The organism is Cytobacillus stercorigallinarum (genome assembly GCF_014836495.1).
GTDB classification, from domain to species: domain Bacteria; phylum Bacillota; class Bacilli; order Bacillales; family Cytobacillaceae; genus Cytobacillus; species Cytobacillus stercorigallinarum.
In genome coordinates this window covers 1-22,824 of sequence record NZ_JACSQT010000022.1, presented here as the reverse complement: position 1 = coordinate 22,824, position 22,824 = coordinate 1, and the positions used below count along the sequence as shown (strand labels likewise).

Here is a 22,824-nt window from a genome sequence, read left to right as displayed (position 1 = left end):
ATAATGAATACAAAAAACTCGTAGAATCAATTCTAAGGAGAATAACCTAATTTTAAAGAATTGTATTTTTCTATAGATTCCTGAGCCTGTACATATTCTAAAATTATCGGTATTTCTATTTTGGATGTATATTGAAGATACTTAGTTTTATTAGAAATGTTAATTTTTTGTATCTTCTTCTTACCTATTTTTAAATTCCCAATAAGGTGATTGTTTATTTTCTCTAATACATTATCAGTCCCATGGATTCTGAGACGCGGACGTGTATACTTTATCTTTTTACTATAAGAACTGTCCAGCGCATGATGTATCTTAATATACGTTTTAACAAACGTTTCATCATCAAATTCACCCGTAGGATAAGGCTTATCTTCATAAGTTATCGGAACCCATCCCATATTCTTAATTTGCAAGACAAATGGGTGCATATAATGCATACTACACACCCATTGATCATAAGGTTTATTTTTATCACTTTGTATATAAGCAGTTTGCGATCGAAGGGGACGCGTTTTACGCACTAACTCTTTAAAACGCGCCACAATAGATCTGTTTTTACACCTGACTGTAAATGAGTCAACACTTAAAGTTCCATAACACCATACAATCGCTAAAGCCTCTGCAAACTCTTTCGACTTTATAAAATCTTCAAACCACTTCATATCCTCTTCTGCAAAAATGAATAAGTGGGGGTTCTTAGAAGGAAAGGAAGGTAATTCCATTGTATTTTCTCCTCTTTTGAATTTCTTCTAATTAACATCATTCCTATATTTCGCACATTTCGAAAAATTTTTCTTCTTTTTTGTTTTGTTGTAGTCCCAATACGTAAAACATAAAATAATCAGTTGCTATATCAGACGTGTTAAAATCAATGTTTATTCCTTTTACATCATTATCCTCATAGTAAACCTTCCAAATCTTCTTTTTCACTTTCCCTTTTGTCCAAAGGTCATCATAATTAGTTAACTTACTATCAAATACAAAGTAACATTTTCTCTTTAACTCTCGAAACACTCCATAGTTAACTAATAGAACATACGGTAGATATTCTAAAGTCAAACCTTTATAATACCAAATGTCATTTTCGGTTGCTTTGTCCACCATTTTTTTAAATTGCTTTTGGTTTAATCCCTTTTTGTTTGGGTCTTCACTACAAAGAGAATTACATTTCTGATAAACAAGCCACATATTATTGATAAATTCTTTTTTTATTTTTTTAGCATTTTTAAAATCCATTTCTACTGGTCTTAACCCCTCATATTTTTTACGATTCTCATCAATAGTTGGACATCCAGAGTTCTTATAGTGAACAAAATGAGAAGCCTTGGCTGGTGTGGAACTTGCTCTGATAAATAGTTCCTTTCTACACACCGGACACAATGGTTTAATATCTATTGCTTTATATTTTAACTCCCATTTAACAATATCAAGTTCTTCTAGTGTGTGGGGGTGTAAAGCAGTTCTAGTCATAAATTCCCCTCCATTAATTTTTAAAAACTATTTATAAACCGATAAATGGCGATGGATCAACTCTTACCCCATTTTGAAAAATCTCAAAATGCAAATGTGGCCCTGTTGAGGATCCAGTACTTCCACATCCTCCAACTTTATCTCCTAATTTAACAGTATCTCCTACACTTACATTTAAGTCAGATAAATGCGCATATGTGGTTTTATAGCCACTTCCATGATCAATCCATACATACAGTCCGTATCCTTCTTTATGATTATTTGGATTTTGCCACCCTGCATAAACAACCTTTCCGTCCTTTGCAGCTGGTATAGATTGACCAATACTACAAGCAAAATCAACCCCTTTGTGCGAATCACTAGATTCACCAGTAATCGGATTAACCCTTAATCCAAATTCTGATGTAACTGTAGTGTCCAACGGCCGGGCAAAACCACTCTCACCCGCAACCACTTCATCAATGGCCACATATCCTTCTACATAGAGATCAGCATAATAGAGTACTTGATTGACATATTCATTGCTATGATTATAAGCATAAACAGCTCTTTGCAAATCTCCTTCTGCTGCACCATTTTTAGCTAAATAGTTAGCCGCAGAAAAAATAGCATCTTCTAAATCCCACGGATCGGCTTTTCCGTCTCCGTTACCATCAACACCCATACCTCCATACTTCTTTACCATTTCGGGGTCAGTTAAGATATGATCTGGAATATCCGCATTTCCCAATCGATCCCCCCCAGGATATGACCATCCAATCCAGGTTAAAGGCATAAATTGAAGGTGGCCGATTGCTCCAACCGGAGAAATCATTACTTCCAGGGTTGAGAATCGTGTTTCTACACGATGATGAGCTGCAAGCAAGTTCCAAGGCACACCATATTTCTCTTCTGCCGCCTGATAGATCGGAAGGTAATCTGCCGGAATTTCATTTTCTCCAATCTCTGATATTGACCCTCCTATGATTCCTGTATTATTGTCTGTCATGGTTCCAAACATCATCATAAAAATAATCATAAACCCTAACAACAAAAGAACCATAATCAATAACGGAGAAAGAGCCACTAGACTTCCTCCAACCAACCATTTCCACACTGCCCCGCCACTTTTGGCCTCTTTACTTACAGTATCAGTTGTAGCCAAAGCCTCGTTACTCATCTACCCTCACTCCGTCCACTTTCCATTCATCGCCTTCAGGGATAAGTAAAACAGAATAAGGAGTCTTTATTTCCTCCTTTTTTCCTTCTACGTCAGTATTCTCGCTTGTCACCTCTACATTCCAAATTTGAAACTGCTCTTGAAACTCTCCTGGTGTCGCATACGTATTTGTTACCTTCACTTTCTGGCTATCCAGTGTTCCCCTCTTAGGGTACGCTTCATAAAAGGAGTAATTTTCTGTCATATAAGGCTTGATTTGCTTTAAATAATCATCAGGCTTCTGAACATCAAACGAATGAAAGGCTTTTATAAACTCTACAGCAACATTTTGAGCATTCTGCATTTCTTCTTGGCTTGGTACAAATACTTCTTCATCATCTGAAGGAGAAGAGTCCCTTTTAGGACTCTCTTCTTGCTCATCAAGTGAATTATCGACCTGATGTAGATTATCTTCATCATCTGCCATAGTCTCTTCAACCGTTTGTGCTTCTGCTACCTTTTTATCCTCAAAATCCATATAAATACCATAGACTAGACCCGATAATAATAATACCGGCATGGCAGCCACCATACAAAGAGCAATAATCCGTCTAGTTTTTTCGCTAAATCGAGAAATCAACGCGACTCGCCTCCTTGCCGATAAGATACATCGCCTCCATCAACATTTGGCGACTCTTCTTTAAAATCTTGATTCTGCTTTAACTCTTCTTCTACCTCATCTTGAAAGTCATAAATGGAAGCAAAAGGTTTTGTTCCATCAAATCTAATAGGGGATTGATTAATTGGTGAATCCGCGTTTTCTAGGGATTTTTCTTCTTGGTCTTGTTCAGTTGCTGCGGAGGCTTCTCCATATCCTGAAACACTCGAGAGATCTGCTTCATCTACATAATCATACATACTGACAAGTGGGAATGTTCTGTTTTCATTCGACGCAAAATGATCTGTTTGTTCTTCTTCTGACCCTATCTCTTCTTCTAAATCTCTAGTCTCACTTGAATTATGGACTAACCTTAAATGGGAACCTTCAGACATATCACCACTCACCGATTCTTCTGGTAACTCCTCGATATCCTTAATACTTGCAAAAGGTTTTGTTCCATCAAACTCCTTTTTCCGTAGGTCAACTTGGTTCTGTTCTTGATCTTGAGAAGATCCTTGAACCATACCTGGTATATCCTTGATACTTGCAAAAGGCTTTGTTCCATCCGGCTCATTAGGATTACGAACAAACTCTTTATCGTCTTCATCAACTTCTTCTGAAGTACCTTTCTTTAAACTTGAGGAAAGGACTTCTCCTGCGGCTGCTGTGGCTGCTGCTGAAGATCCCCCTGTAGCTGCTGCTGCTCCAATTGAAACAACTTGTGTACCTAGATGAGTGATAGAGTTTTTCAGACCATCTATATCGTTTCTTAAACCAATAAATGTGTTGCCTGCTCCAAATACATTACTAATCCTTTTTCGTAAAAGAAACAACATACAAAACATCACAAATTGCATAAACACAATAATTAAATACTGACTAATTCCTGTCGCTTCCATGCTATAGATTAAGAAACCTAAAGTAAATATAAACAAAGTAGCGACTGTTGCAATGAACTTACAAACTAATGGATACGCAAGCTCTACCCCATATTTTTTCAAAACACCAAATTGACCAGGGAATGCTGCCCATACAAGAACAAAAGGAGAAAGGAAAGCCATTAATAAAAACCAAACTTGAAAAACAATAAGCGCCAAACCCAAAGCGAAAATAGGGATACTTACAATAGCGTTAATGGGTGAGTAAATAAAAGTGAAAACAAAGCGATTCGGTACATTATCATAAGTCATCATTTGATTATTATTTTCCATTATTTCATTCTTCTCAATATATGATTGTCTATCTTCACCTTTAGGCATTTCCAACAAAGAATTAACTCGATCTACCCCTATAGAATCAATGTTTTCATTCCCATATTGCATAATTAGATAAGGTTTTGTGATAAACATATCCCATAAATTATTGGATACGCCTTCTCTTAATTCTTCTGGTGTCCGATTATCGGCCGTAATTGTATTTGAAGAGCCTGTTAGAAGAGTTTGACTGAGTTGATTGGATATATTGTTCATACCCTTCATAAACGGGGCAAAGTTTGTAAATAACACAAGAGCCAAACTAAGAGTTAAAACGGTTTTTAAGATGGTATCTAGCGAAGAAAAGGCAGCACGTTTGAATATCATCTGGTAAACGGCCACAAGCCCTGCACTCACCACAATCAAACCGATAAAGCTTCCGAACAATCCATTTTCAGTAAACCTTAATCCAGATATACCAGATAAATTCGTCATCATCTTATCTAGTACATTAATCCAACCGTCAATGACACTCGTTTCAAAGGCGAAATTCAAAAAACCAATCATGGTATTTGTCATCATCTTATTCCATTCAAAAATAAGATTGGTAACCAGATTAATAAACTCATAAAATTGCCCACTAATGCCATCCTTAATCGCATCACCCGTTACCCAACTTTTAGCTGTATCAAAAAAGTTTTCAGCTGCATTTTTCTCTTCTTCACCAGCCGTCTTAGAACTAACATCTAAATAGTAATTAGCTGTAGAACCATCCTCTAGCTCAGAGTAATCCTTCTCAAATAATGTACCTGAAATTGTTCCATCTGACGTTTTCCCCTCATTTGTTTCTGCTGATACAAGAGTAGGTATCAATAAAAAGAAAGTGATCACGATAAGGGCAATTTTCTTCTTACTCATCACCCTCATCTCCTTTCATTTTATGAACTACCGTAGGCTCCTCGTCCCCCATTGCGCTTCTCATTTTATCTCTATCTATTCCCATTAGAGTTGTACTTCTCCATTCACCATCTTGATCCTTTACCATTAACACATTGCGATGATCCATTTCCCCATTAACAGGTCGGTAAAATTTAATGTAATAATAGAGTTTCCCATCTTTTAAATGATTTTCATAACGTTTGATTTCATAACGCTCTCCCATTTCTTCAGAAATACCAGGATGAGCATGGTGCCCATCCTCTAAAATTCCTTGAGCATCCTCCATTAACACTTCTTTAAATAAATCATCATCCCCCTCAACATGAGCCACTATAAAGTCATATACAGCTTCATCAGCCTTTTTTATATCTTTTTCTTCTTCTTTACTCGTTTGGGAGGATCCACATGCCGTTGTAACAATCATGGCCAAAAGAAGAAACATAATTAGAAAGCTTTTTCTCACTCCTTACACCCCCACTGTGGTAAAATCTTTTTCTTCTCTTTCCTTCTCCCATTGACGCTCTTCCTCATCTGCTGTAGAGCTATCAAAAGCTTTTAACAATTCACCGAATACCGTATTTACTTCAATCACAGCTGAACGTCCATAAATATCTTGAAATAGCGCTTCTCCACGAACAAAATTTTGAATGGTCGTTCGGTTGTTTTGTGTTACAGGTAAATTATAAAACTCTAACATATTTTCTGCTTCTTTAGCTTGATATAGCTGGAAACAAAATTTCATCCCGATATTCGTCGCATCTTCATAGTCACTAGATTTTTGCGTCCCTTTTAACAAAGTAGTGTTATAATATCGTCCTTTTCTTTCAATGAAATCGATAAGCTCAGAACCCATTTCACTTTTTTCAATACTTTTCGATTCATCTTGAAGAATAAGCTTATGCTTGCTGCGATCATGCTTAAACATATATTGTTTTGTGAACGCTGTAATGGAAATAAGAATCGCTTCAGAGATTTTATGAGTCGCGCGAATCTTCGTATTTTTCTCAGGAAGCTTTAAATTTTGTACCATCAATACTTGCAACGGTTTATTTACATCTAATACTCGATATTGTTGGCCGATTTCACCAAACAACAAAGTAGCCAATTGGTTTTTACGTAACGTTTCTAATGTGCTTATTAAGCGTTCTAGAGCCGAATGACGCTCCGAAGACATATAATCGGGTCTCTCTTGATACAAGTCTTTTAAATAATTCAAAGCAGCCCCTATACATGGATCATGTTGATCCCCCGCATGTTCAATCGCTTCACTCAACAAGGAATATCCATCATCACTTAATGAAACATCTGCTAAATAAGAAAGGATATCCATGCAAATGTCCTTTGCCTCACGAAGGTCTGCACTTGTACGGAACGGATCTAAGCAACCAGCATCCGTTTCGCTTTCCCCTAATGTCCAAACAGAGATAAACTCTTTGGGAATAAAAGGGATACCATCGACCCATGACTTTCGGTCACCTTTCGGATCTATCACTAGTACCTGAGACCCTACCGTTAGAGCACTTAATGTAGCGACCAAATTCATTAGTACCGATTTTCCTTTTCCTGTTTCTCCTGCAACCATAATAGAAAGAGAATCAAAAATATTATTTACATTTTCAAATGCCTTTGCTGCTAAATCTGGTTGAATAAACACCGGCTTCTTCAATTTCTTTGTGAACCCAATTAGAAATCCTCGATTATCTCCAATGTTCGTTGTTGCACCAAACATAAGGGAGGCCAATACTCCAGGTGATACCTCTTGCCAATAATCTGAACTATACCGTCTGGATCCTGGAATAAACTCCATGAAGTAACTCATGGAATCCCCATATGGTGTCTGCAAGGAAATCCCATCTCTTGAAAGTAGATTCGTAACTTTCTCAACCCTTATTTTAAGATCCATCATAGATGGAGCAGTTACACGTAAAACAAAAGAACAAGCGTATGCAGGATGGCCAGACTTTTTAAAAACTTCTTCCATCTGAATAGCCCCTTGCTCAGATGAAGAAACGCTTTTATCTACAGTAGATTGCGCTTTCCTTGCCTCATCCTTTTGATCTTGATATTCCAATAGTGCATTACTTAATTCTTTCCGTATTTTCTTATTAGACTTATGATAAGCTCGGATAGAAACCCCCACCGGGAAAAGTAAATCTGTTTGCAATTTGTACAGCCATTCAAATCCTGGATGATAATTGACTGAATCCATGTTATCAATCACAAGGTATTGAACAAACTGTTCTTTAATTTCGTTATCAACGAGCTTTCGTAGTCGTAATGTTTTCGGGTCGTATTCCTCTATTTCTGCATTTTGCAAATCATAAAAGGATTTTTTATTAGGTCTTACAGCTTCATATACATGCCCTTCTTGATCTGTTCCAGTTACCTTTGATCCTGTTTGACGCTCTGAAAATTCAAGACCTTCATTTGTAAGAGCAAAATTATATTCAATAAGGAAAAGTGTTTCAGCTGCACTTAATGGCCGAACAGGTGAAGAAAAGGAAGATCCAATTTCTGATTCAATCGTTTGAGACTGTTCTTTCCATGCATCAATTTCACTTTTTAACAAATCGTATGGATCTAATCCCACCGCCTTGTAAACGGGGGAATTTAACCCTTCTACAAATGCCTTCATAGAAGAAATCAGCTGTGTACCAACATTCCCCTCTTTGTACTTATTTTTGCTAACATCTAATTGAACACCAATATAAGCATGATATTGATTGGAATCACCATTCATTGAGTTAGCTACAACTGTTTTCTTTAAGGATTGTAGATAGACTAATCCATGTTCCTTTAAATCAAAATTCCTTCTACTGACCTCTTCAATGGTTTTATCAATAATACTTGTCACATCCGTTTGAAACGGGATCAGTAAGAAATGTAGATCATATTGATTTTTCGTAAGAAAAACCATTTGATTAAAATAAGGTGCTTTTTTCTGTTCTACATCTCGAAAATCATAGCCAAACCCTTCCACCTCAAAATATGCTGTTACGGTTCCATCACGGCCAAAAGCTAAATTCCCTTCAATATGCTTTGTTGGAAAATCACTTAATTGTCTCATCTTACCCCTCCCTTTCTGTTCCCTGGTACGTTAAATACCCTTTAAATTTAATCGAATGCTTAATTGATTCACCTACTGACTCTTTTTCAAATTCCGTATACGTAAGTGTCCGCCCGAAAGCATAAGCCTTTGGCTTCGACAATACCTTTCCTCGATAAAAAGTGCCTTTGTTAAATTTTCTAAATTGGTAAAGCAAGTAAGTCCGAAAAAATGATAATGGTGATCGGTTTTCTGTTCCAACATCGGTTAGCAAATAAGCCAACACTCCTGGAATAATGAGTAAGAAAATAAAAGGTAAAGAACGAAACGGCCAACCAACAACCGGCAGTAAATAAAGCACAAATTCTATTGCACAAAAACCTAAAAAGTAAAGAATCGTTTTAAACTGAATCGATCGCCCGAGTTTCAATCCAAACAATCGATAAATCTTTCGATCAAATTTCAAAAAGTCATTAAGGACATAAGACGGAATCTTTTTCATTCCTCATTCCTCCATTTGAAAGATAAGGCTGATAAAAACCATCAGCCCCCAATACTAACCCGAGTGGCAATCCATCCTGATAGCCCTTCAATAATCTGAGGATTGACAACGAAAATCGTGACAAATCCAATCCCCAACATACTTACTACAGCTAAAATCCAAGCTCTCTTCCAAATACAACTAATCAAAACGATAATTAAAATTGTATATACCACATATTGTGCTTGCTGCTGAAACCATTGAAACAATCCGCCTAAATCCATAATTGATATCCCCCTTAATTTCCTTCATTCAATTTCATTACAGTAAAACGGCTTCCCTGTTGCTCAACTAATAAGGTATATTCAGTAGTAAATTGCGATTGGCTTTCAGGATCCTTAAAAATAACATTTGCATTCACCTGGTATTGACCATCTTTTTTTCCTAAATAAACCTTTGAGTCTTTTACTTCTACAAATTCTAAAGATCCATTCAATCCACTATTTACAGATGGATCTTCCAAAACGTAAGATAACTTTTCTATCGGATCTACAGCATAACTTCCAAAGAATGTATTCAAGAAATCTTTAACACTTTGTTCAACCCCATTATCACTAACAGGCTTTAAATCTGTTTCGCTCTTCACTTCCAGTTGTGTACCCTCGTTTAAAAAGGTGAATTTCGGCAATTCATATATACCGTAGTTCCCTTCAAACCCTACAGGGACAACAAAGTATTTTTGAGATTGCTTTGTTTCTGTTTCTTTCTCTTTTTTCTTTATCTTTTTCTTTTTATCTTTGGGATCAGGTACTTCCACTTCCTTTTCAACTGTTTTGGATAACTCTTGTTTGACTAGAAAGGTAATATAAGCTTTGTTCTCGCCTAACTCTTCTACTTTACGAACCTCAGAGTCTAACAACTTTGAACTATATTCCAAGGAATCTACGTCTAATCCAGCTTGTTCATCTATCCCCTTTGCTAAATATGCGCTCAAACGTTCCTGACGCCCATTATTAGCGTCATCACCGATGCCCCAAGTGAAATATTCCTTAACGAAGTTCTCTGCAAATTGAAGGGCTTCAGGCTTCACAGAATCATTCTCCTCTTTCTCTGTAGGCATAGCAGCTTGAGAAGTCGATGATGATGGTTGCACCATATTCACACCAACAACAAAAAGCATAAGACCAAATAGAATCCAAAAAACAACCGCCCCCGCCTTCCTCGCTGTATAACCCGGTGGTCTATAGGCCTTTTTCGTTTTTTCTTTCGTATCTTTCGCTCTAAGATTGCTTATTCGATGTTTAAATGCTGCCATTTTCTGATTACGTAGCGCCTTCTTCTCCTCTTTTGAAAGCTTTACTTTCATAAAACCCTGCCTCCTTTTTTATCTTCTGCTAACACCAAATGCCCCCGCAGCCGCAATGATAAGAATGATTGTGCCAACGATGCCAATATGAGCAACGGATAAATTATAAAGATAAACAGCTTGCGCCTTTACTTCTCCCCATATAACTTGAGCTTCTGGAAATGTAGCCAAAAGAAAACGGCCAACAAACATGATAATTAATAAAGTAAACAGGGTAGATAGTAACCATCGAAACAAGAAATATCCCCCCTTTTATTACAGTTTTTTCTTTTCACTAGGACTAGTTAAATACCGATAAATCTGTCCATAAGGATTCTCATTTACATCTTGGCGACTAGCTGCCATCACAGGAACTTCTGCATTAACTTCCTCCCCTTTAAGATCCCGTAAAATTTTGAGGGTTTTCGCTTCATTTGCTCCCACAAAAAGAATCTTCCATCCTTTGACAGGATAATCAAAGCCAATTTTTTTATCATATTTTTCTAGTAACTCATCTCTCCTGGAGAAAAACTCATTGAATTGCTCCATTTTCCTTAACGTCTTTTCCCTTGTGGCGTAACTACGTTCCATCTCTAACATAATCCCCATATTCTGGTCACTATCTGGCTTACCAATCACAATGATTCCATCAGGTCTAATTCGACTTTTGCTATTTTTTTTACCTTCATTCAAATCTCGAAATTCATAAAAAGCGCGTGCTTCTGTTATCCACTCTTTCATCTCTAATCCATGATCTGGCGCTTTTAATTCAAAAATCTTGACCAATTCAGCAATCATTAACTGGTGCTGATACCAAGGTGGAGCCTGAGTCGTCCATCTTCTATTCCAATGGACGACCCCTCTCATTTGCTCCACAATCTCAGACCCAAACATCGTCAATGTGTAAACATTAGAAGGTCTGTGATCAAAATCATTGATTGGCAGCATAAAAGCTTTAATATAACCAGCTTCTTCTAAAACTCGTAATCTTCGATAAACACTCGCAGTATTGTCATAGCTATGGAAAATATATTTTTCAATAAACTCCCTCTGCAAATAAATAAAATCATGTAAGTGCAATAGTAATTGTCTATCTTCTTCTCGTAACGTGATATATTTCATGTTCTGCCCCTTTTTAAATATTTTGGTGGAAGCGAGGCGTCAGTCATCTATTTATTATTCATCCATAAAGCTCCACTCTTTCTCTAATTCCTTCTTCTCATCACGATCTTTTCTTCCATCAGAATCATCCGCAAACACATCAAACCAAATGGGATCACCTTCTTTTGTGCTCACCTCTTCAGCTCTTCCTTTGTCTAAACTTATTTCTGATTCCGGTGATGAGATGTCCTCCATAAATGTTTCTTCTAAATCCTCCTTAGGAGCCTCATTATTTAAATACCTTTGAATACTTCGATCAATATCTGGGATAGATAGACCATTTCTACTCTCTAGTTCCTTCGCCTTTGCCATCGTCCAAGCATTTGAAGCTGCAATTTCATTAGCATCATGAAAGTTAGCTACCGTTCCGTCTGATTTATACCGATCTAATGGAGGAACATCTATAACTGCATGAACTACTTTCTCCATTCCGTCCACTGTATCTTCTGTCTTAATGGCAGCTGTACGAACAGGCAAATTCATTAAGAAACCTTCCGAGAAAACATTTGTGCTTTTTCCAGAAGAATCAGTTATTTTAAAAACATCTGCTGCTAACTTCGCACCATCTTTACCTTGACCACACACAAACATATTTCCAGTAATCTCAATAAGTGCCTTCTGAAGCTCCGAATCAAGTTTCGAAAGAGTCTGTGTACTAACTCCTAACGAAAGACCCTTTTTCCTCATTTCAGCAATAATCTCTGGGAAAATCGAAGCCTTCACTCGTTGTGCTTCATCTATACAAAATTGATGTAACAATGATTTATCTGGCCTTGTATCCGCCAAACGATAATACAAATACGACAAATACCCACCAACAAGACCTATTTCTTCTGCACTCATTCCTGAAAAATCATAAAATACGATATGCCCTTCATCCATCCACTCTCTAATGGGAAAATTAAAACTACTTTGACCAAACATTCTCCGCAAGAAATCATTCGAATAAAAGATGTCTAATCGATTCAAAATCGCGTTTTTAGATGTGTCTATGAGATCAGGCGCCTCATCAATCCAAAATCCAACTAAATCTTGATTCTTCGGATCCTGTTCAATCCTCGCAAGAACTGATCTTAAATACTTTGGACGCAGCAATAACGGACGAACACCAAGAATCGTATGCTTTTGTCCTTTATCTGCGATTAGAGTCTGAATGCATTTTTTCATCAATCTTTCTGCTTGTGGTGCGACGGAGAAATTATTTTCCCGAATAATCCTCATAATCTGATCTGTTACAAACGCGTCTGTCTCTCCGTTTATTTGGTGTAACAAATTCATTGCTGGAGGGTGAGACGCCCCTTTAAAACTAATCCAATGAACTTTATCCCAGTTCACTGTTCTTCCCTCAGATTCAGCCTTTAATAACTGATTAAGAATAATCACAGCTGTTTCTTTAGCTGGATCCATGAAAGAAAAACCCGGCGCTTTCTCCTTCGACAAAAATTCCTCTGTAAAACTTTTGAAAATTCGATTCAAAAGTGTTGATTTACCAGATCCATTTTTCCCCGTTAACCCCCAATGCTTAGTTAAAGCTTGCGGCAACACCCTTACATCCCGATTATCGACTAAAGGATGGCGTAGCGTCCCGAAAGGATAAGCCTCTGGATTAGATAAAATGTTTTTCGGAAGTAATTGCGAACCTTTTGATCCATGTGGAATTTCCTCGCTTAACTTTTCTATCAAACCTGATTGCTTAAAATGAGGCAAGTGAATTAAATTCGCCAATTCTGAACCAGTCCAAATCATTCGATACGGGTATTTTTGTGGATAATAATGAACTGAATGACGCCATTTTTTAAATCGGAGCTCATTCACATCTGCCATCATAGATCCTACAGCATTCCCCATATCTTTAATCACCGGAACGCCTCTCTCATACTCAGAAGCGAAAGATACTAAAACATCAAAAGCTACTTCACTCCCAGCAAATCGCGAGTGATATGACTTCATCTCTTCAGCATCGAACGCGGAGCGTTCACGGTAAGATTTATCATTTTTTATTTCCTTTTCCGCCTTCATAATGCGTCTCTTTAGCTTCCAACCATCATTAGCTGAAAAATTAACTTGCAACCATGTACCAGGCTCCATCACATTTAAAACACCTGGCAACTGATCCATTCGATAACGAGCAAGAGACAAGGTAGCTTCTAACTTTTTACGTTTCATCGTCATACGTCCACCGACAGCCTTCTTTCCAGGAAAGCGAATATCTCCCGCTTCAAAAAATTCAGCCCTCGAGTAAAGAGATGAGACATGACGCTTTAAAGACTGTAACTTCGATTCGTCAGCCCCCAAGTAAAAAATGTACTGGTTCCCTTTAGTTTCATGCTTTCGATAATGAACAATAAACGTAAACCATTCTTTACCGAGAAATAAGCGCTCTAAAGGCTTTCTCTTTGTTCCGTGAAAACGACGAATCATTTCACCTAAAGTTTCAGGCTTCACCCCATCATCAGTATGAGGGAGAATCTGCAAATAGCTAAAGCGCCTTCGATTCCACTTCCGAACTAAAAACGATCGAATAAACAATAGCGCAATCATAATCAGCGAGAAAATAAACAGCCGGTTGATCCATAATTCAGCTGCCTCTGCAATTTCCTCCACAGGAATATAAGGTAAAATCTTATCTTTCTGCCAAATCGATACCGCAAGAATGACGGCACCCGTAACCGGCAAAGAAAGACGCCAGTTTTTGAAAAAATTTTCTAAAGCTGTTTCTAGCTGTTCATCAGCTTTACTTCTTTGAATGTTACTCATCTCATCACCTCAAATAATATTCGGAAGATGAGCGAGAATAGAGAGTGAAAAAGTCTTGTTGGTTAATGTTGTAAATATCTAGTTGTGAGGTCGTGTTGAGGTTTTTTGTGTGTTTGTTGTTGAGTTGAAAAAGTGTAAAAGTATGAAGTTGTCAAAGAGCAGTTCTACAGTCAGATAGACGATGAGAATTCAATAGCAATGACCCACCCCGTCCGCAGTAGAAGTTGGAGAACAATAAACTTTACATCTGAATCAACTTTTTCAAGTTGACACAGAGTAAAGAATATAGAAAATTCTTACATATTAAGTATATGCCAAATATCTGGTAATATCAAGGGTTATAATGGAGATTAATCATGTAAAATAAGCAGATAATACGAAATGATATTTTATACCTATTATTTATTAGGTATTTTTATCCATATTCATCAACTATTTTAACACCTTATTTTCAAATCCATATAACCCACGCTTAGCTGGCATAATTAGCTAATCCAGCGATTTCTAAAGCAATCAAAATCAAATAGATTTTTTCTGAAATAACCCGTTAAATCACTTAGTATTTTTTAATCTTTTAACCAATCATAAAACACACCGATTCTTGATCCGTTTTGTGCAAATTTCCGTCTCCTTGCAGCTGATTCTTCAAGCTCTAACTCAAATAACTTTTCCTCAATTAATGCTCGATCGCACATAGAATTATCATTCAATTCCTCCTCTAGTTCACATCCAATAGTTAGTAATTCCGGCAAACTTAATCCCTCAATTTCCTCCACAAAACAAGATAATTCTTCTTCACGATAGTTCGCAATAAGGCCTTTCATCGTTCCATACAAGTACTTGAGGAAGCCATCTGTATTAGTAAAATCACCGCTTAAATTAGAGCCTTTATTCGCTACAGTAATGCCTATCGCTTCTGAGGCAATAGTTAAATAAGCCTTAGAACTCCTTAAATTTTTAAAAGGAATATCAAAAGCCTTAAATGCTAAATGAACTTTACCCCAAGCACTAAATATAAAGCGACCATCTTTAAAGCCTCTGTTCCAAAGAGCACTAACAAACTGATCAGGCACATTCTTGGGAACAGGTGCAAGAGCAGAAGTACTTGAATACGTAAGAGAATTAATAGGCATTACAGTCTCTTCAAAAGCACCCTCGACAAGATAATAAGACTTGTATTGGCAGACTGGCTCATTATTTAAAATGCTACTTTCAATTCTTTCTAATTGTCGCGAATTGGTTTTTATATCATACGGCTTCTCAGAATCCGCTGTATGGTGTTTTTGTTTCTTTGTAGATGGTTTTACACCCCAACTACTCAAATGCCCTCTACGAGGGTTTTCTGCGACTTGTACATCTTTTGTTTGTTTTTCCAACATGTCTCTTGCAGCAATCTTCGTAACAGCTCCTCTACCACGACCGACTACTTCTTTCACGATTCGTTTCGAGTGTTTCAAAACTTCCTTAAGGCTGGATACAGCCATTCCGAAGGTTTCAGCAAGCGAGTTCAAAGAACCCTCTAAATAAGCAGACTCTGGGCTTCTATGAGTCTCTAAATATGTAAGAATATCTTCTTCCCACTCGTTATAGTGGCTGCGCTCACGGTCTTCACGAGCTTTTTTAAATTTGTACCACCCTTGGCCACCTTTGAAAGTTACAGAACCATCTGTCCACGTCTCAAGCAATACCTCTACATTGTCACGCTTTACGCCTTGATATTTACCAGAATAAGCAGATTTAAGCACTCTATTAAACTCATTTGCTTTTAAAGGCGATCTCAGACGGCTATTCCATTCATCCAGCAAATCATAAGTCTCTTCGAAGGATTTTCCAGAGCCATAACAAGCCAATGCCAAAGAGAATAAAGTGTTGTTGCGCCCTGCTTCTTCCTGGCCTGGAACAACATGATCCGCACTCACTAATGCATGAAACCACTCTGCATCTGTATAATTTGCAGCTCCATCAGGAATAACTTTGATTGTTTTACGTTTGTTCTGCTTCTCATATTGCTTAGACCAAGCAAGTAGTTGATCAGTGTTAGCTGGTGTATCAGAGAAATACACCACATTTTCATCATTAGGGATCCTAAAGAAGCCAAATGGTACACAACCTTTATCGATTGGCAATCGCTGTCTCAGCGCCTCTAACACGTTATCAGCCAGACGCCCAGCGACTTGTAATGACTTAAAATTTGTTTTACTTGTTACATAAAATGGTTGATCTAACACAATAAACCCATGGTAGCCGCGAGGCGTATCCAGGAGTACGTTTGGCTGTGGTAATCCCAACTCGTTACAAGCTATGAATATGTCGTAAGGGTGTACGCTTTTTGTATCAATATCAAAAGCAATAACATTCACTTGTTGCAAATTATCTCTTGTATGCCCTTTGATATATCTCTTCGTAACATCTTGATATGTACCACCTCGGAAGGTATTCGGAGTCCAGTGTGTAAGCTTCTGATTCTGCTTATGTAGAGTTTCATACGACGTAACCACATAACCTTTTCCCTGGCTCAGGTTCCCTTTGGAGCTTGAAACAAACACAATACCCTTGCGGTGATCACTCGACATAGATTTAACACGAGCAATTAAAGGGGCATTTGACCCTTTAGGCTTAAATTGATGTAAGCTTTGATGAGTCATAAATTTCATAATTTCTATAGGATTAATATTGTTTTTATGAGAGTGTAAAGCATTTGAGGACATTCCGTGTGTCTCCTTCCTTTCGGAAACACAAAAAGCGTCATTTACCGTGAAGATTTCGGTAAACAACGCTTTTAAAGGAGATAAGAATGGCTTTCCTAAAAATAGACGCTTTCCTTTCCGATCACCTTTTCAATAACCTTTGAATGTATTGCAAATGAATAAAGATTATTATATAATTCTCACTATAGAAATTATAAATTTCTCTAGGAAAATTATGAAATATATCGAATATGATATATATAAGGTGAAAAGCTCGGACAGGTGTTTACCGTAGTATGGGTACGGTGAACGGTTATAGGTGGTTGGCGCCACACTATAACACGTTTGAGCTTTTTGCTTTTTTCCGTTTATATTTAATTAAAATTAAGTTCAAAAGTAGTTTTTGCTATGTAAATAGTAATTTAACAATCTTTGTTAATTAACATACATAAAATTCCCTCATTTGTCCACCCCTACTAAAATCACGATTTTATGTGAGATTAGTAGTTTTTTTATGTATTTCCCTTGAAACTGTATACACTAAAACTATTTGTATTCATTATAATAAAAAATATAACTAAAACACTGATAAATATAGGATTAAAAGTGTATACAATTACCTTGAATTCAACTAAAATAGATGCTAATATAAAATAAATTGTATACAAACAAAGGAGATAGAAAAATGAATATTTCACGCTTTAATGTAGACTTCGGAAACAGTATGTACATGAATTTAATTGATGGTTATTATTTCGAGATCCCCACTAATGTAGTTGAACTTTCAGAAGAGAAGGCTGCTGGATACTTCACATCTAGTATTGATGATCCTGAAGAACTCTTAGAAAGACTTTTAATCTCCACAACTATCGACGGCAAAGAGCGTTTTTTCCTAGTTGGAGACATCGCAGAAAAAGAAGTATTAGGGAACAATCACATCAAAAAACTACACAACAAAGTTGAATCTCACATCCCACTAGTAACTTTCCTTGCCGCTACAGCATACTACCAAGCAATCAAAGGCAAAGAAAACAATAATGAAGTCACAATTGAATATTTTCAAACGATGTTACCAATATGGCTACTAAAGAAATTAAATAAGTTCAGCGAAATGCAAGAAAGAATGGCTGCCCGTTTTTCTGGCGATCACAAAGTAAAAGTCCTTACCATTGGTATGGAAAGAGAAATCAATATTAATGTAAAAGAATCAAAATGCCGCATTGAATCTGAAGTGGCAAGATGGGCAATCAAAAAGAATTTTGACCTTGAGGATAACAAAGACGCAGAGCAATTCAAAAATTATGATGTAGTATTAGTTGATTTAGGTGGGGGTACTGACGACCTCGTATTATTACCAGCAGGATTAAAAGCTCCTAAGAATAGAGATTCATTCGAATATTACACAGATGTTCCTTTCCTTAGTCATCTAGAAGACTTACGCAAGAACAAACTAATAGAACACTTCGACGAAGTTAGAGCCTTAGAGAAATTTATTTATACAAACATTAATAAATCCAAACTAGAACGTAGGGATGGAAACACAGGAGACACATACGATCTAACAGAGCCAATAAAAAAATCATTGAAAGAATACGCAACAATAAAAATCACACAAAGCGAAGGCGCTTTCCCAGCCCCTAAAGATAGCGTTTATAAATATGTTTATATCGGTGGCGTAGCTCCTGTTATTGCTGAATCTATAAAAGAAGTAGCAGAAGAACGTTACGGCCGTGATATCGCAGAAAACAATCATATCGTTCATCCCGAAGCTCGAAAAGTGAATTTATTCGGCTTAGAAATCCTTAGTCGCGCTGAAGAAGCTAAAAGAAAGAACACTCAAACTGTTTAATCTAGGTAAAATCACATGACAAAAAGAAAACCAGTCTTTAATTGCAGAACCAGTCAAATGTCGGATGAAATGTATGAACACGTTGAAAAACGCATAAAAAAAACGCCCGATAAATCTTTTCGGGCTTATGCGTTTGAACTGATTGAACGGGATATGAACGAAAAAAACGAGAAGAAAGAAATGCAGAACCTTTATAATCTGCTACAAGAAATGCAAAATCAAATGAAAGAAGAATTCTCATATTTACACAAAAAGATCGATCAAAAAAGCTTCTCTCCAGACAATCAAGACATTCATTTCCAAGAAAAAACCGATTTAAAAGAAGGTGATCTAATTACTGATGAAGTAACAGGTTCCATCGATGAAGAATATGATATGGATTTTTAACCACCGAAAAGCCTTTTCCAAAAAGGCTTTTTTTCTTTCTCTTTAACTGCTGCCACTTCTTCAATTAACACTTTTCGTTCTTCTTGCTCTCTCCTCATCTCTTCAATAAAAAAATTATCTCGTCGTTCCAAGGTATTATTAAGCTTCTTTTCGAACATCTGAAACATTTTCTCTCTTTCTTCTTCAACAGCAGTCTTTACAGCCCGATTAACAATCTCCTCTAATTCACACCTAGATAAACGCAACTCGTCCGTTTTCACACTAGGCGTTTTCGATGCGTTTTTCTTTGATAAATCCATTGATACAACTGATTTAATCGCGTCTACAAAAGGTACTTGATTGCCTAGAAATTTTTTTATTTCTCTGAACACCTTGAAATCGCGTTCATAGTATATACGTTGTTCTTTTTCATTACGCTGAAAATGATACCCTGCCTTCTCTAATTCAATCGACCATCTTCTTAGTGTAGATGTAGTAATATCAATGTCCATTGCTACATCTTTTGCAAAGTACCCATACTCTTCTGCGTTTTCCATCACGTTCAACTCCTTTTATCCTAACTATTCTTTCATAAGTTCCGAAATCCTTCAACGATTCATAAAAAAAGCAGCCCCAAGGACTACTTTTAACAATTGTCGTATTTTGTCGATTTATATAGTTATTTAAATACTAACAAAAAAAAACAAGAACACTCCTATTCATTGCACTCGTATTTTAATTCCATCGCTCTTTATAGCTTTAACAGATTTATTCCGTGACTTCAATGATTCTAAAAAGATGGTAAATGATTCAGCTTGAAATATGTGGAACGGATACTCCCCTTCAATATCATAACGCTGATCTGACAGTATAAGTAGATGTGGAAACGGATCCAGGATACCTGAATTAAAAAGACTTACATAACGCTCTAGTTTCTCTTTTATCTGTTTTGAACTATATAATGTTCTTTGTACCTCTACAAAAAAGTTAGTACCACGGTACTGACAAAATATATCCGGCTCAGCACCCTGACTTTTCGGGAGATACTTAGGTTCGACCATAAAAGCCGTTAACTTGCCTAATCGCCGAAGTTCTTTATATACGTTAAGTATCGAAAGAAAGTGATTTATCTTTTGCGAATTCCTCTTCATTTGCGAATCACTAGAATAATAAACATATGGAACAAATAAATTAGAACGCATGATATGCCCGTCACGGAGCAAGCGTAACAAAACGTTATTTGCCGAATGCGCTGGATTCTTAACGTCCGAAAAGTGAAGTTCCGCAATTGAATCTCTATCCATGCATCGGAACCTCCGAATATCTCTTATAATCGCCTTATCTCTTTTTGTCAGCACTAAAAACATCCTCCTCTGTCACGATTTTAAATTGTTTCTTCTTTTTTACTCCGGTAAACATATCCATCCAACCATCTTCCTTATATGACGCAAGTAATTCCTCAGCTTTCTCTTCTGTTAAGTAAGGAGCCTGAAGCTCCGTTAATTCATCTCGTTTAATTAAAAATCGTCCAGGTGTTTCTTTACTTATCTTTTCGCTGCCTGGCGTTCCAATAATACGACTATTTGATAAATCAGTAGTTCGAAACCCCATTCGAACAGTTAGTAAGCCTCGTATTTTAGTGTCCAAGATATCGTGTGAAGGTCGTTGCAGCGATAAGATACAATAAATACCTAGCGCACGGCCAAGAGCAACAAGCTGTACTATTTGTTTCTTCATTTGTTTGTCGTCCATAATCATCACAATTTCATCTATACATAACAGGATATATGGAGGCTTTTTCGATAGTTTGTTGATATGCGTAACACCATACTTATTAAGAAGCTCGCCTCTACGCTTCATTTCAGCATGCAAATACGCCAACATGGCAGCCATATCTTCTGTATAAACACAAACACTTTTAACGTGCTTGACACCTTTAAATAGAAAGAATTCCGACATTTTTAAGTCACCGAGATAAATATGCAGCTCATCATGTGTTTTTGTTTGAATAAGCGTAGTTAAAATACTGCGAAGCTGCGTTGACTTTCCTGCCCCTGGTTCCCCAGAAATTAGAGCGTTAGGCTCTAGAACAGCATCATAAATCATATATCTACCAGTTGAATCCTTACCACAAACTATTGGCATGTCGTAATCTGAAACATCCAGCAGCTGATAGGTTAATTCACGTGGCAATCTCTTTTTATTAATAATCAAGGTAAAACGTTTGATTTCTCCATCAATCTGGATGTCTTTACCGAAGTATTGCTGAAATATTATAAGGTTTTTTGTAAGCAGTTTCGGATCTAATCCGTTAGGTAATGTGAATGTTATTGAGGTACAATCCGCGGTAACTTGCACAGAACGTATTCGAGGAAAAATAGGACGTTCGATATCTCCAAGGTAAAGACCTGCTGATTTAAAAGCTTTAACGGATTGATTACGTGCTTTTAGTTTTTCCCAAATACTCATCGCAACCACCCGATAATCGAGTTAGTCTCGATAAAATAAACACCTGCAATAAAAGCAGCGATAGGAAAAGCTATTCGAATGATGATGGCTAGTGTACCAAATCCATAAGACTCCAAGGTTTTATCGATTGCAGCCAGGACTAGCGTTACCCCACCAGCCATTAAAACACCTGCTGAAAATAACATTTTTCTCCCCCTTTTAATTTTCTGATTATTCTTTATCCCCCTCGCGCTCCCCCCTCAGGCCGTCCGGCTCCGCCTCCCTTTAACACATTTTCATTTTCTTATGATTGTTGAATATTCCCTTGTACAAATGCACTTGTAGTACAGTGACGATAAAGTGATAATACATTTCATCTTTCATTAAATTACAATGTATCTTTCATGTTATTAGCCTATGAATGACCGCTTGTCTACGTTTCCTATTTTTTTGAAGTTTAGAATATTAAATTTCTGACCAACCTATATAAAAACAAGCTATGGGAGTGACGAAAAGTGGATTGGTTTTCACTAGGAAAAAGGAGATCAAAGTTCGGAAAATTTTTAGATCAAAATAACATAACACAACAAGATATAGTGAAAAAAAGTGGAGTTTCACGAGGCACTATAAGTAGACTTTGCCAACCTGAACACGAGGAAGGTCCGACAATGAAAAATGCAAGAAAAATCATAAAAGCTATTAAAGATATAACCGGAAAAAATATTGATTATGATGATTTTTGGATGTGAAGCACCTTGTGGCTAAACAAAAAAAACATTTGGCTCCGCCTTCGCCAAATGCACTGATAGCCACAAATGCTATCCCCTCTAAATAAAAATTAACAAACCAACATTAATCTTCTTTTATAAATCTGTAAATATTGAGTTCACATCACAATTTTTTCATTCTTTGTAATTGACTCTCTAACTTTTTAATAATTGCTTCGTTAGACTGAATTTTATTCTGACAAATACGAATCATATTATCTGGATTCCCACTCTTTTTTAATTCAAATAGATCCATCAAAAATTTTTCATGCACTTTGATATTTTCCTTCACCATTTTAATCATAACATTCAATTCTTCAGCACTTAATTGTTGTTCACTCGTTGACACTCTTCTCACATTCCATTTCTGTTATGTTTTCATGCTTGAGAATCGCTCTGTGGCAAAATTATTTTATTTTTCTTTATACCATCCCTATTAGGCCTAGTGACAGGGTTCCTGCTGTAGACCGCAAAGTAACTTTGGAGAAGTAATAAAATCCTATTTTTTTAGTTCTT

22 protein-coding genes are annotated in these 22,824 nt (G+C 36.7%); 3 read left to right on the top strand and 19 right to left on the bottom strand.

From position 1 onward, the window contains the following. Window positions 1–32 precede the first annotated feature (32 nt). The 14 genes from H9655_RS21670 to H9655_RS21605 form a co-directional block, all read right to left on the bottom strand. A complete protein-coding gene (locus H9655_RS21670) occupies window positions 33–722 on the bottom strand; it encodes a hypothetical protein (RefSeq protein WP_191817307.1) in 690 nt (229 codons plus the stop codon). A 43-nt stretch (window positions 723–765) separates the two neighbouring features. Continuing rightward, the gene (locus H9655_RS21665) at window positions 766–1,470 is read right to left on the bottom strand and encodes a hypothetical protein (protein WP_191817306.1); all 705 of its coding nucleotides are present in this window, start codon (window positions 1,468–1,470) and stop codon (window positions 766–768) included. A gap of 31 nt (window positions 1,471–1,501) precedes the next feature. Continuing rightward, entirely contained in the window at window positions 1,502–2,629 is a 1,128-nt protein-coding gene (locus H9655_RS21660) for a peptidoglycan DD-metalloendopeptidase family protein (protein ID WP_225230805.1), read from the bottom strand. Next, window positions 2,622–3,248, bottom strand: coding sequence for a hypothetical protein (locus H9655_RS21655; RefSeq protein WP_191817305.1), 627 nt, complete (start codon window positions 3,246–3,248; stop codon window positions 2,622–2,624). Before H9655_RS21655 ends, H9655_RS21660 begins: the two co-directional genes overlap by 8 nt. Further along, window positions 3,245–5,380: an energy-coupling factor transporter transmembrane component T gene (locus tag H9655_RS21650; protein ID WP_191817304.1), complete on the bottom strand. Its 2,136-nt coding sequence runs from the start codon at window positions 5,378–5,380 to the stop codon at window positions 3,245–3,247. The genes H9655_RS21655 and H9655_RS21650 overlap by 4 nt, the downstream gene beginning before the upstream one ends. After that, window positions 5,373–5,864, bottom strand: a complete 492-nt coding sequence (locus tag H9655_RS21645) for a hypothetical protein (protein WP_191817303.1) — start codon at window positions 5,862–5,864, stop codon at window positions 5,373–5,375. Before H9655_RS21645 ends, H9655_RS21650 begins: the two co-directional genes overlap by 8 nt. 3 nt (window positions 5,865–5,867) lie before the next feature. After that, window positions 5,868–8,468 carry an ATP-binding protein gene (locus tag H9655_RS21640; protein ID WP_191817302.1) on the bottom strand — a complete coding sequence of 867 codons (2,601 nt, stop codon included), beginning with the start codon at window positions 8,466–8,468 and terminating at the stop codon, window positions 5,868–5,870. 1 nt (window position 8,469) lies between these two features. After that, window positions 8,470–8,949, bottom strand: coding sequence for a TcpE family conjugal transfer membrane protein (locus H9655_RS21635; RefSeq protein ID WP_191817301.1), 480 nt, complete (start codon window positions 8,947–8,949; stop codon window positions 8,470–8,472). Between the two features lie 41 nt (window positions 8,950–8,990). Next, window positions 8,991–9,212 (bottom strand): hypothetical protein, encoded by a 222-nt coding sequence (locus H9655_RS21630; protein WP_191817300.1) that lies wholly within the window; start codon window positions 9,210–9,212, stop codon window positions 8,991–8,993. Window positions 9,213–9,226: 14 nt separating this feature from the next. Next, entirely contained in the window at window positions 9,227–10,294 is a 1,068-nt protein-coding gene (locus H9655_RS21625) for a conjugal transfer protein (protein WP_191817299.1), read from the bottom strand. 18 nt (window positions 10,295–10,312) lie between these two features. Then, window positions 10,313–10,531 carry a hypothetical protein gene (locus H9655_RS21620; protein WP_191817298.1) on the bottom strand — a complete coding sequence of 73 codons (219 nt, stop codon included), beginning with the start codon at window positions 10,529–10,531 and terminating at the stop codon, window positions 10,313–10,315. An 18-nt stretch (window positions 10,532–10,549) separates the two neighbouring features. Further along, window positions 10,550–11,395, bottom strand: a complete 846-nt coding sequence (locus tag H9655_RS21615; RefSeq protein ID WP_191817297.1) for a replication-relaxation family protein — start codon at window positions 11,393–11,395, stop codon at window positions 10,550–10,552. Between the two features lie 54 nt (window positions 11,396–11,449). Next, window positions 11,450–14,191: an ATP-binding protein gene (locus H9655_RS21610; protein ID WP_191817296.1), complete on the bottom strand. Its 2,742-nt coding sequence runs from the start codon at window positions 14,189–14,191 to the stop codon at window positions 11,450–11,452. 566 nt (window positions 14,192–14,757) lie between these two features. After that, window positions 14,758–16,899, bottom strand: coding sequence for a primase C-terminal domain-containing protein (locus H9655_RS21605; RefSeq protein WP_191817295.1), 2,142 nt, complete (start codon window positions 16,897–16,899; stop codon window positions 14,758–14,760). A 664-nt stretch (window positions 16,900–17,563) separates the two neighbouring features. Here H9655_RS21605 and H9655_RS21600 point away from each other — a divergent pair. Together H9655_RS21600 and H9655_RS21595 are read left to right on the top strand one after the other, a co-directional pair. After that, on the top strand, window positions 17,564–18,727 hold the full coding sequence (locus H9655_RS21600) for an Alp7A family actin-like protein (protein ID WP_191817294.1): 1,164 nt from the start codon (window positions 17,564–17,566) through the stop codon (window positions 18,725–18,727). A gap of 15 nt (window positions 18,728–18,742) precedes the next feature. After that, window positions 18,743–19,114, top strand: a complete 372-nt coding sequence (locus tag H9655_RS21595) for a hypothetical protein (protein WP_191817293.1) — start codon at window positions 18,743–18,745, stop codon at window positions 19,112–19,114. Here H9655_RS21595 and H9655_RS21590 read toward each other — a convergent pair. The 4 genes from H9655_RS21590 to H9655_RS21575 form a co-directional block, all read right to left on the bottom strand. Next, on the bottom strand, window positions 19,111–19,650 hold the full coding sequence (locus H9655_RS21590; RefSeq protein WP_191817292.1) for a MerR family transcriptional regulator: 540 nt from the start codon (window positions 19,648–19,650) through the stop codon (window positions 19,111–19,113). The two genes, H9655_RS21595 and H9655_RS21590, sit on opposite strands and share 4 nt — an antisense overlap. 162 nt (window positions 19,651–19,812) lie before the next feature. After that, on the bottom strand, window positions 19,813–20,397 hold the full coding sequence (locus H9655_RS21585) for a hypothetical protein (protein ID WP_225230804.1): 585 nt from the start codon (window positions 20,395–20,397) through the stop codon (window positions 19,813–19,815). A gap of 34 nt (window positions 20,398–20,431) precedes the next feature. Continuing rightward, a complete protein-coding gene (locus H9655_RS21580; RefSeq protein WP_191817290.1) occupies window positions 20,432–21,562 on the bottom strand; it encodes an FtsK/SpoIIIE domain-containing protein in 1,131 nt (376 codons plus the stop codon). Beyond that, window positions 21,559–21,747: a hypothetical protein gene (locus H9655_RS21575; RefSeq protein ID WP_191817289.1), complete on the bottom strand. Its 189-nt coding sequence runs from the start codon at window positions 21,745–21,747 to the stop codon at window positions 21,559–21,561. The genes H9655_RS21580 and H9655_RS21575 overlap by 4 nt, the downstream gene beginning before the upstream one ends. 309 nt (window positions 21,748–22,056) lie before the next feature. Between H9655_RS21575 and H9655_RS21570 the strand changes: the two genes are divergently transcribed. Continuing rightward, window positions 22,057–22,290 (top strand): helix-turn-helix domain-containing protein, encoded by a 234-nt coding sequence (locus tag H9655_RS21570; RefSeq protein ID WP_191817288.1) that lies wholly within the window; start codon window positions 22,057–22,059, stop codon window positions 22,288–22,290. Window positions 22,291–22,432: 142 nt separating this feature from the next. On the opposite strand, the gene H9655_RS21565 is transcribed toward H9655_RS21570, so the two are convergent. After that, a complete protein-coding gene (locus H9655_RS21565) occupies window positions 22,433–22,666 on the bottom strand; it encodes a hypothetical protein (protein WP_225230803.1) in 234 nt (77 codons plus the stop codon). Window positions 22,667–22,824: the final 158 nt, after the last annotated feature.

Excerpts from the sequence above, each read along its gene's own strand:
- H9655_RS21670 (WP_191817307.1), bottom strand. The coding sequence starts at position 722 with ATGGAATTACCTTCCTTTCCTTCTAAGAACCCCCACTTATTCATTTTT.
- H9655_RS21665 (WP_191817306.1), bottom strand. The coding sequence starts at position 1,470 with ATGACTAGAACTGCTTTACACCCCCACACACTAGAAGAACTTGATATT.
- H9655_RS21660 (WP_225230805.1), bottom strand. The coding sequence starts at position 2,629 with ATGAGTAACGAGGCTTTGGCTACAACTGATACTGTAAGTAAAGAGGCC.
- H9655_RS21650 (WP_191817304.1), bottom strand. The coding sequence starts at position 5,380 with ATGAGTAAGAAGAAAATTGCCCTTATCGTGATCACTTTCTTTTTATTG.
- H9655_RS21640 (WP_191817302.1), bottom strand. The coding sequence starts at position 8,468 with ATGAGACAATTAAGTGATTTTCCAACAAAGCATATTGAAGGGAATTTA.
- H9655_RS21635 (WP_191817301.1), bottom strand. The coding sequence starts at position 8,949 with ATGAAAAAGATTCCGTCTTATGTCCTTAATGACTTTTTGAAATTTGAT.
- H9655_RS21630 (WP_191817300.1), bottom strand. The coding sequence starts at position 9,212 with ATGGATTTAGGCGGATTGTTTCAATGGTTTCAGCAGCAAGCACAATAT.
- H9655_RS21625 (WP_191817299.1), bottom strand. The coding sequence starts at position 10,294 with ATGAAAGTAAAGCTTTCAAAAGAGGAGAAGAAGGCGCTACGTAATCAG.
- H9655_RS21615 (WP_191817297.1), bottom strand. The coding sequence starts at position 11,395 with ATGAAATATATCACGTTACGAGAAGAAGATAGACAATTACTATTGCAC.
- H9655_RS21610 (WP_191817296.1), bottom strand. The coding sequence starts at position 14,191 with ATGAGTAACATTCAAAGAAGTAAAGCTGATGAACAGCTAGAAACAGCT.
- H9655_RS21605 (WP_191817295.1), bottom strand. The coding sequence starts at position 16,899 with ATGTCCTCAAATGCTTTACACTCTCATAAAAACAATATTAATCCTATA.
- H9655_RS21600 (WP_191817294.1), top strand. The coding sequence starts at position 17,564 with ATGAATATTTCACGCTTTAATGTAGACTTCGGAAACAGTATGTACATG.
- H9655_RS21595 (WP_191817293.1), top strand. The coding sequence starts at position 18,743 with ATGACAAAAAGAAAACCAGTCTTTAATTGCAGAACCAGTCAAATGTCG.
- H9655_RS21590 (WP_191817292.1), bottom strand. The coding sequence starts at position 19,650 with ATGGAAAACGCAGAAGAGTATGGGTACTTTGCAAAAGATGTAGCAATG.
- H9655_RS21585 (WP_225230804.1), bottom strand. The coding sequence starts at position 20,397 with ATGGATAGAGATTCAATTGCGGAACTTCACTTTTCGGACGTTAAGAAT.
- H9655_RS21580 (WP_191817290.1), bottom strand. The coding sequence starts at position 21,562 with ATGAGTATTTGGGAAAAACTAAAAGCACGTAATCAATCCGTTAAAGCT.
- H9655_RS21575 (WP_191817289.1), bottom strand. The coding sequence starts at position 21,747 with ATGTTATTTTCAGCAGGTGTTTTAATGGCTGGTGGGGTAACGCTAGTC.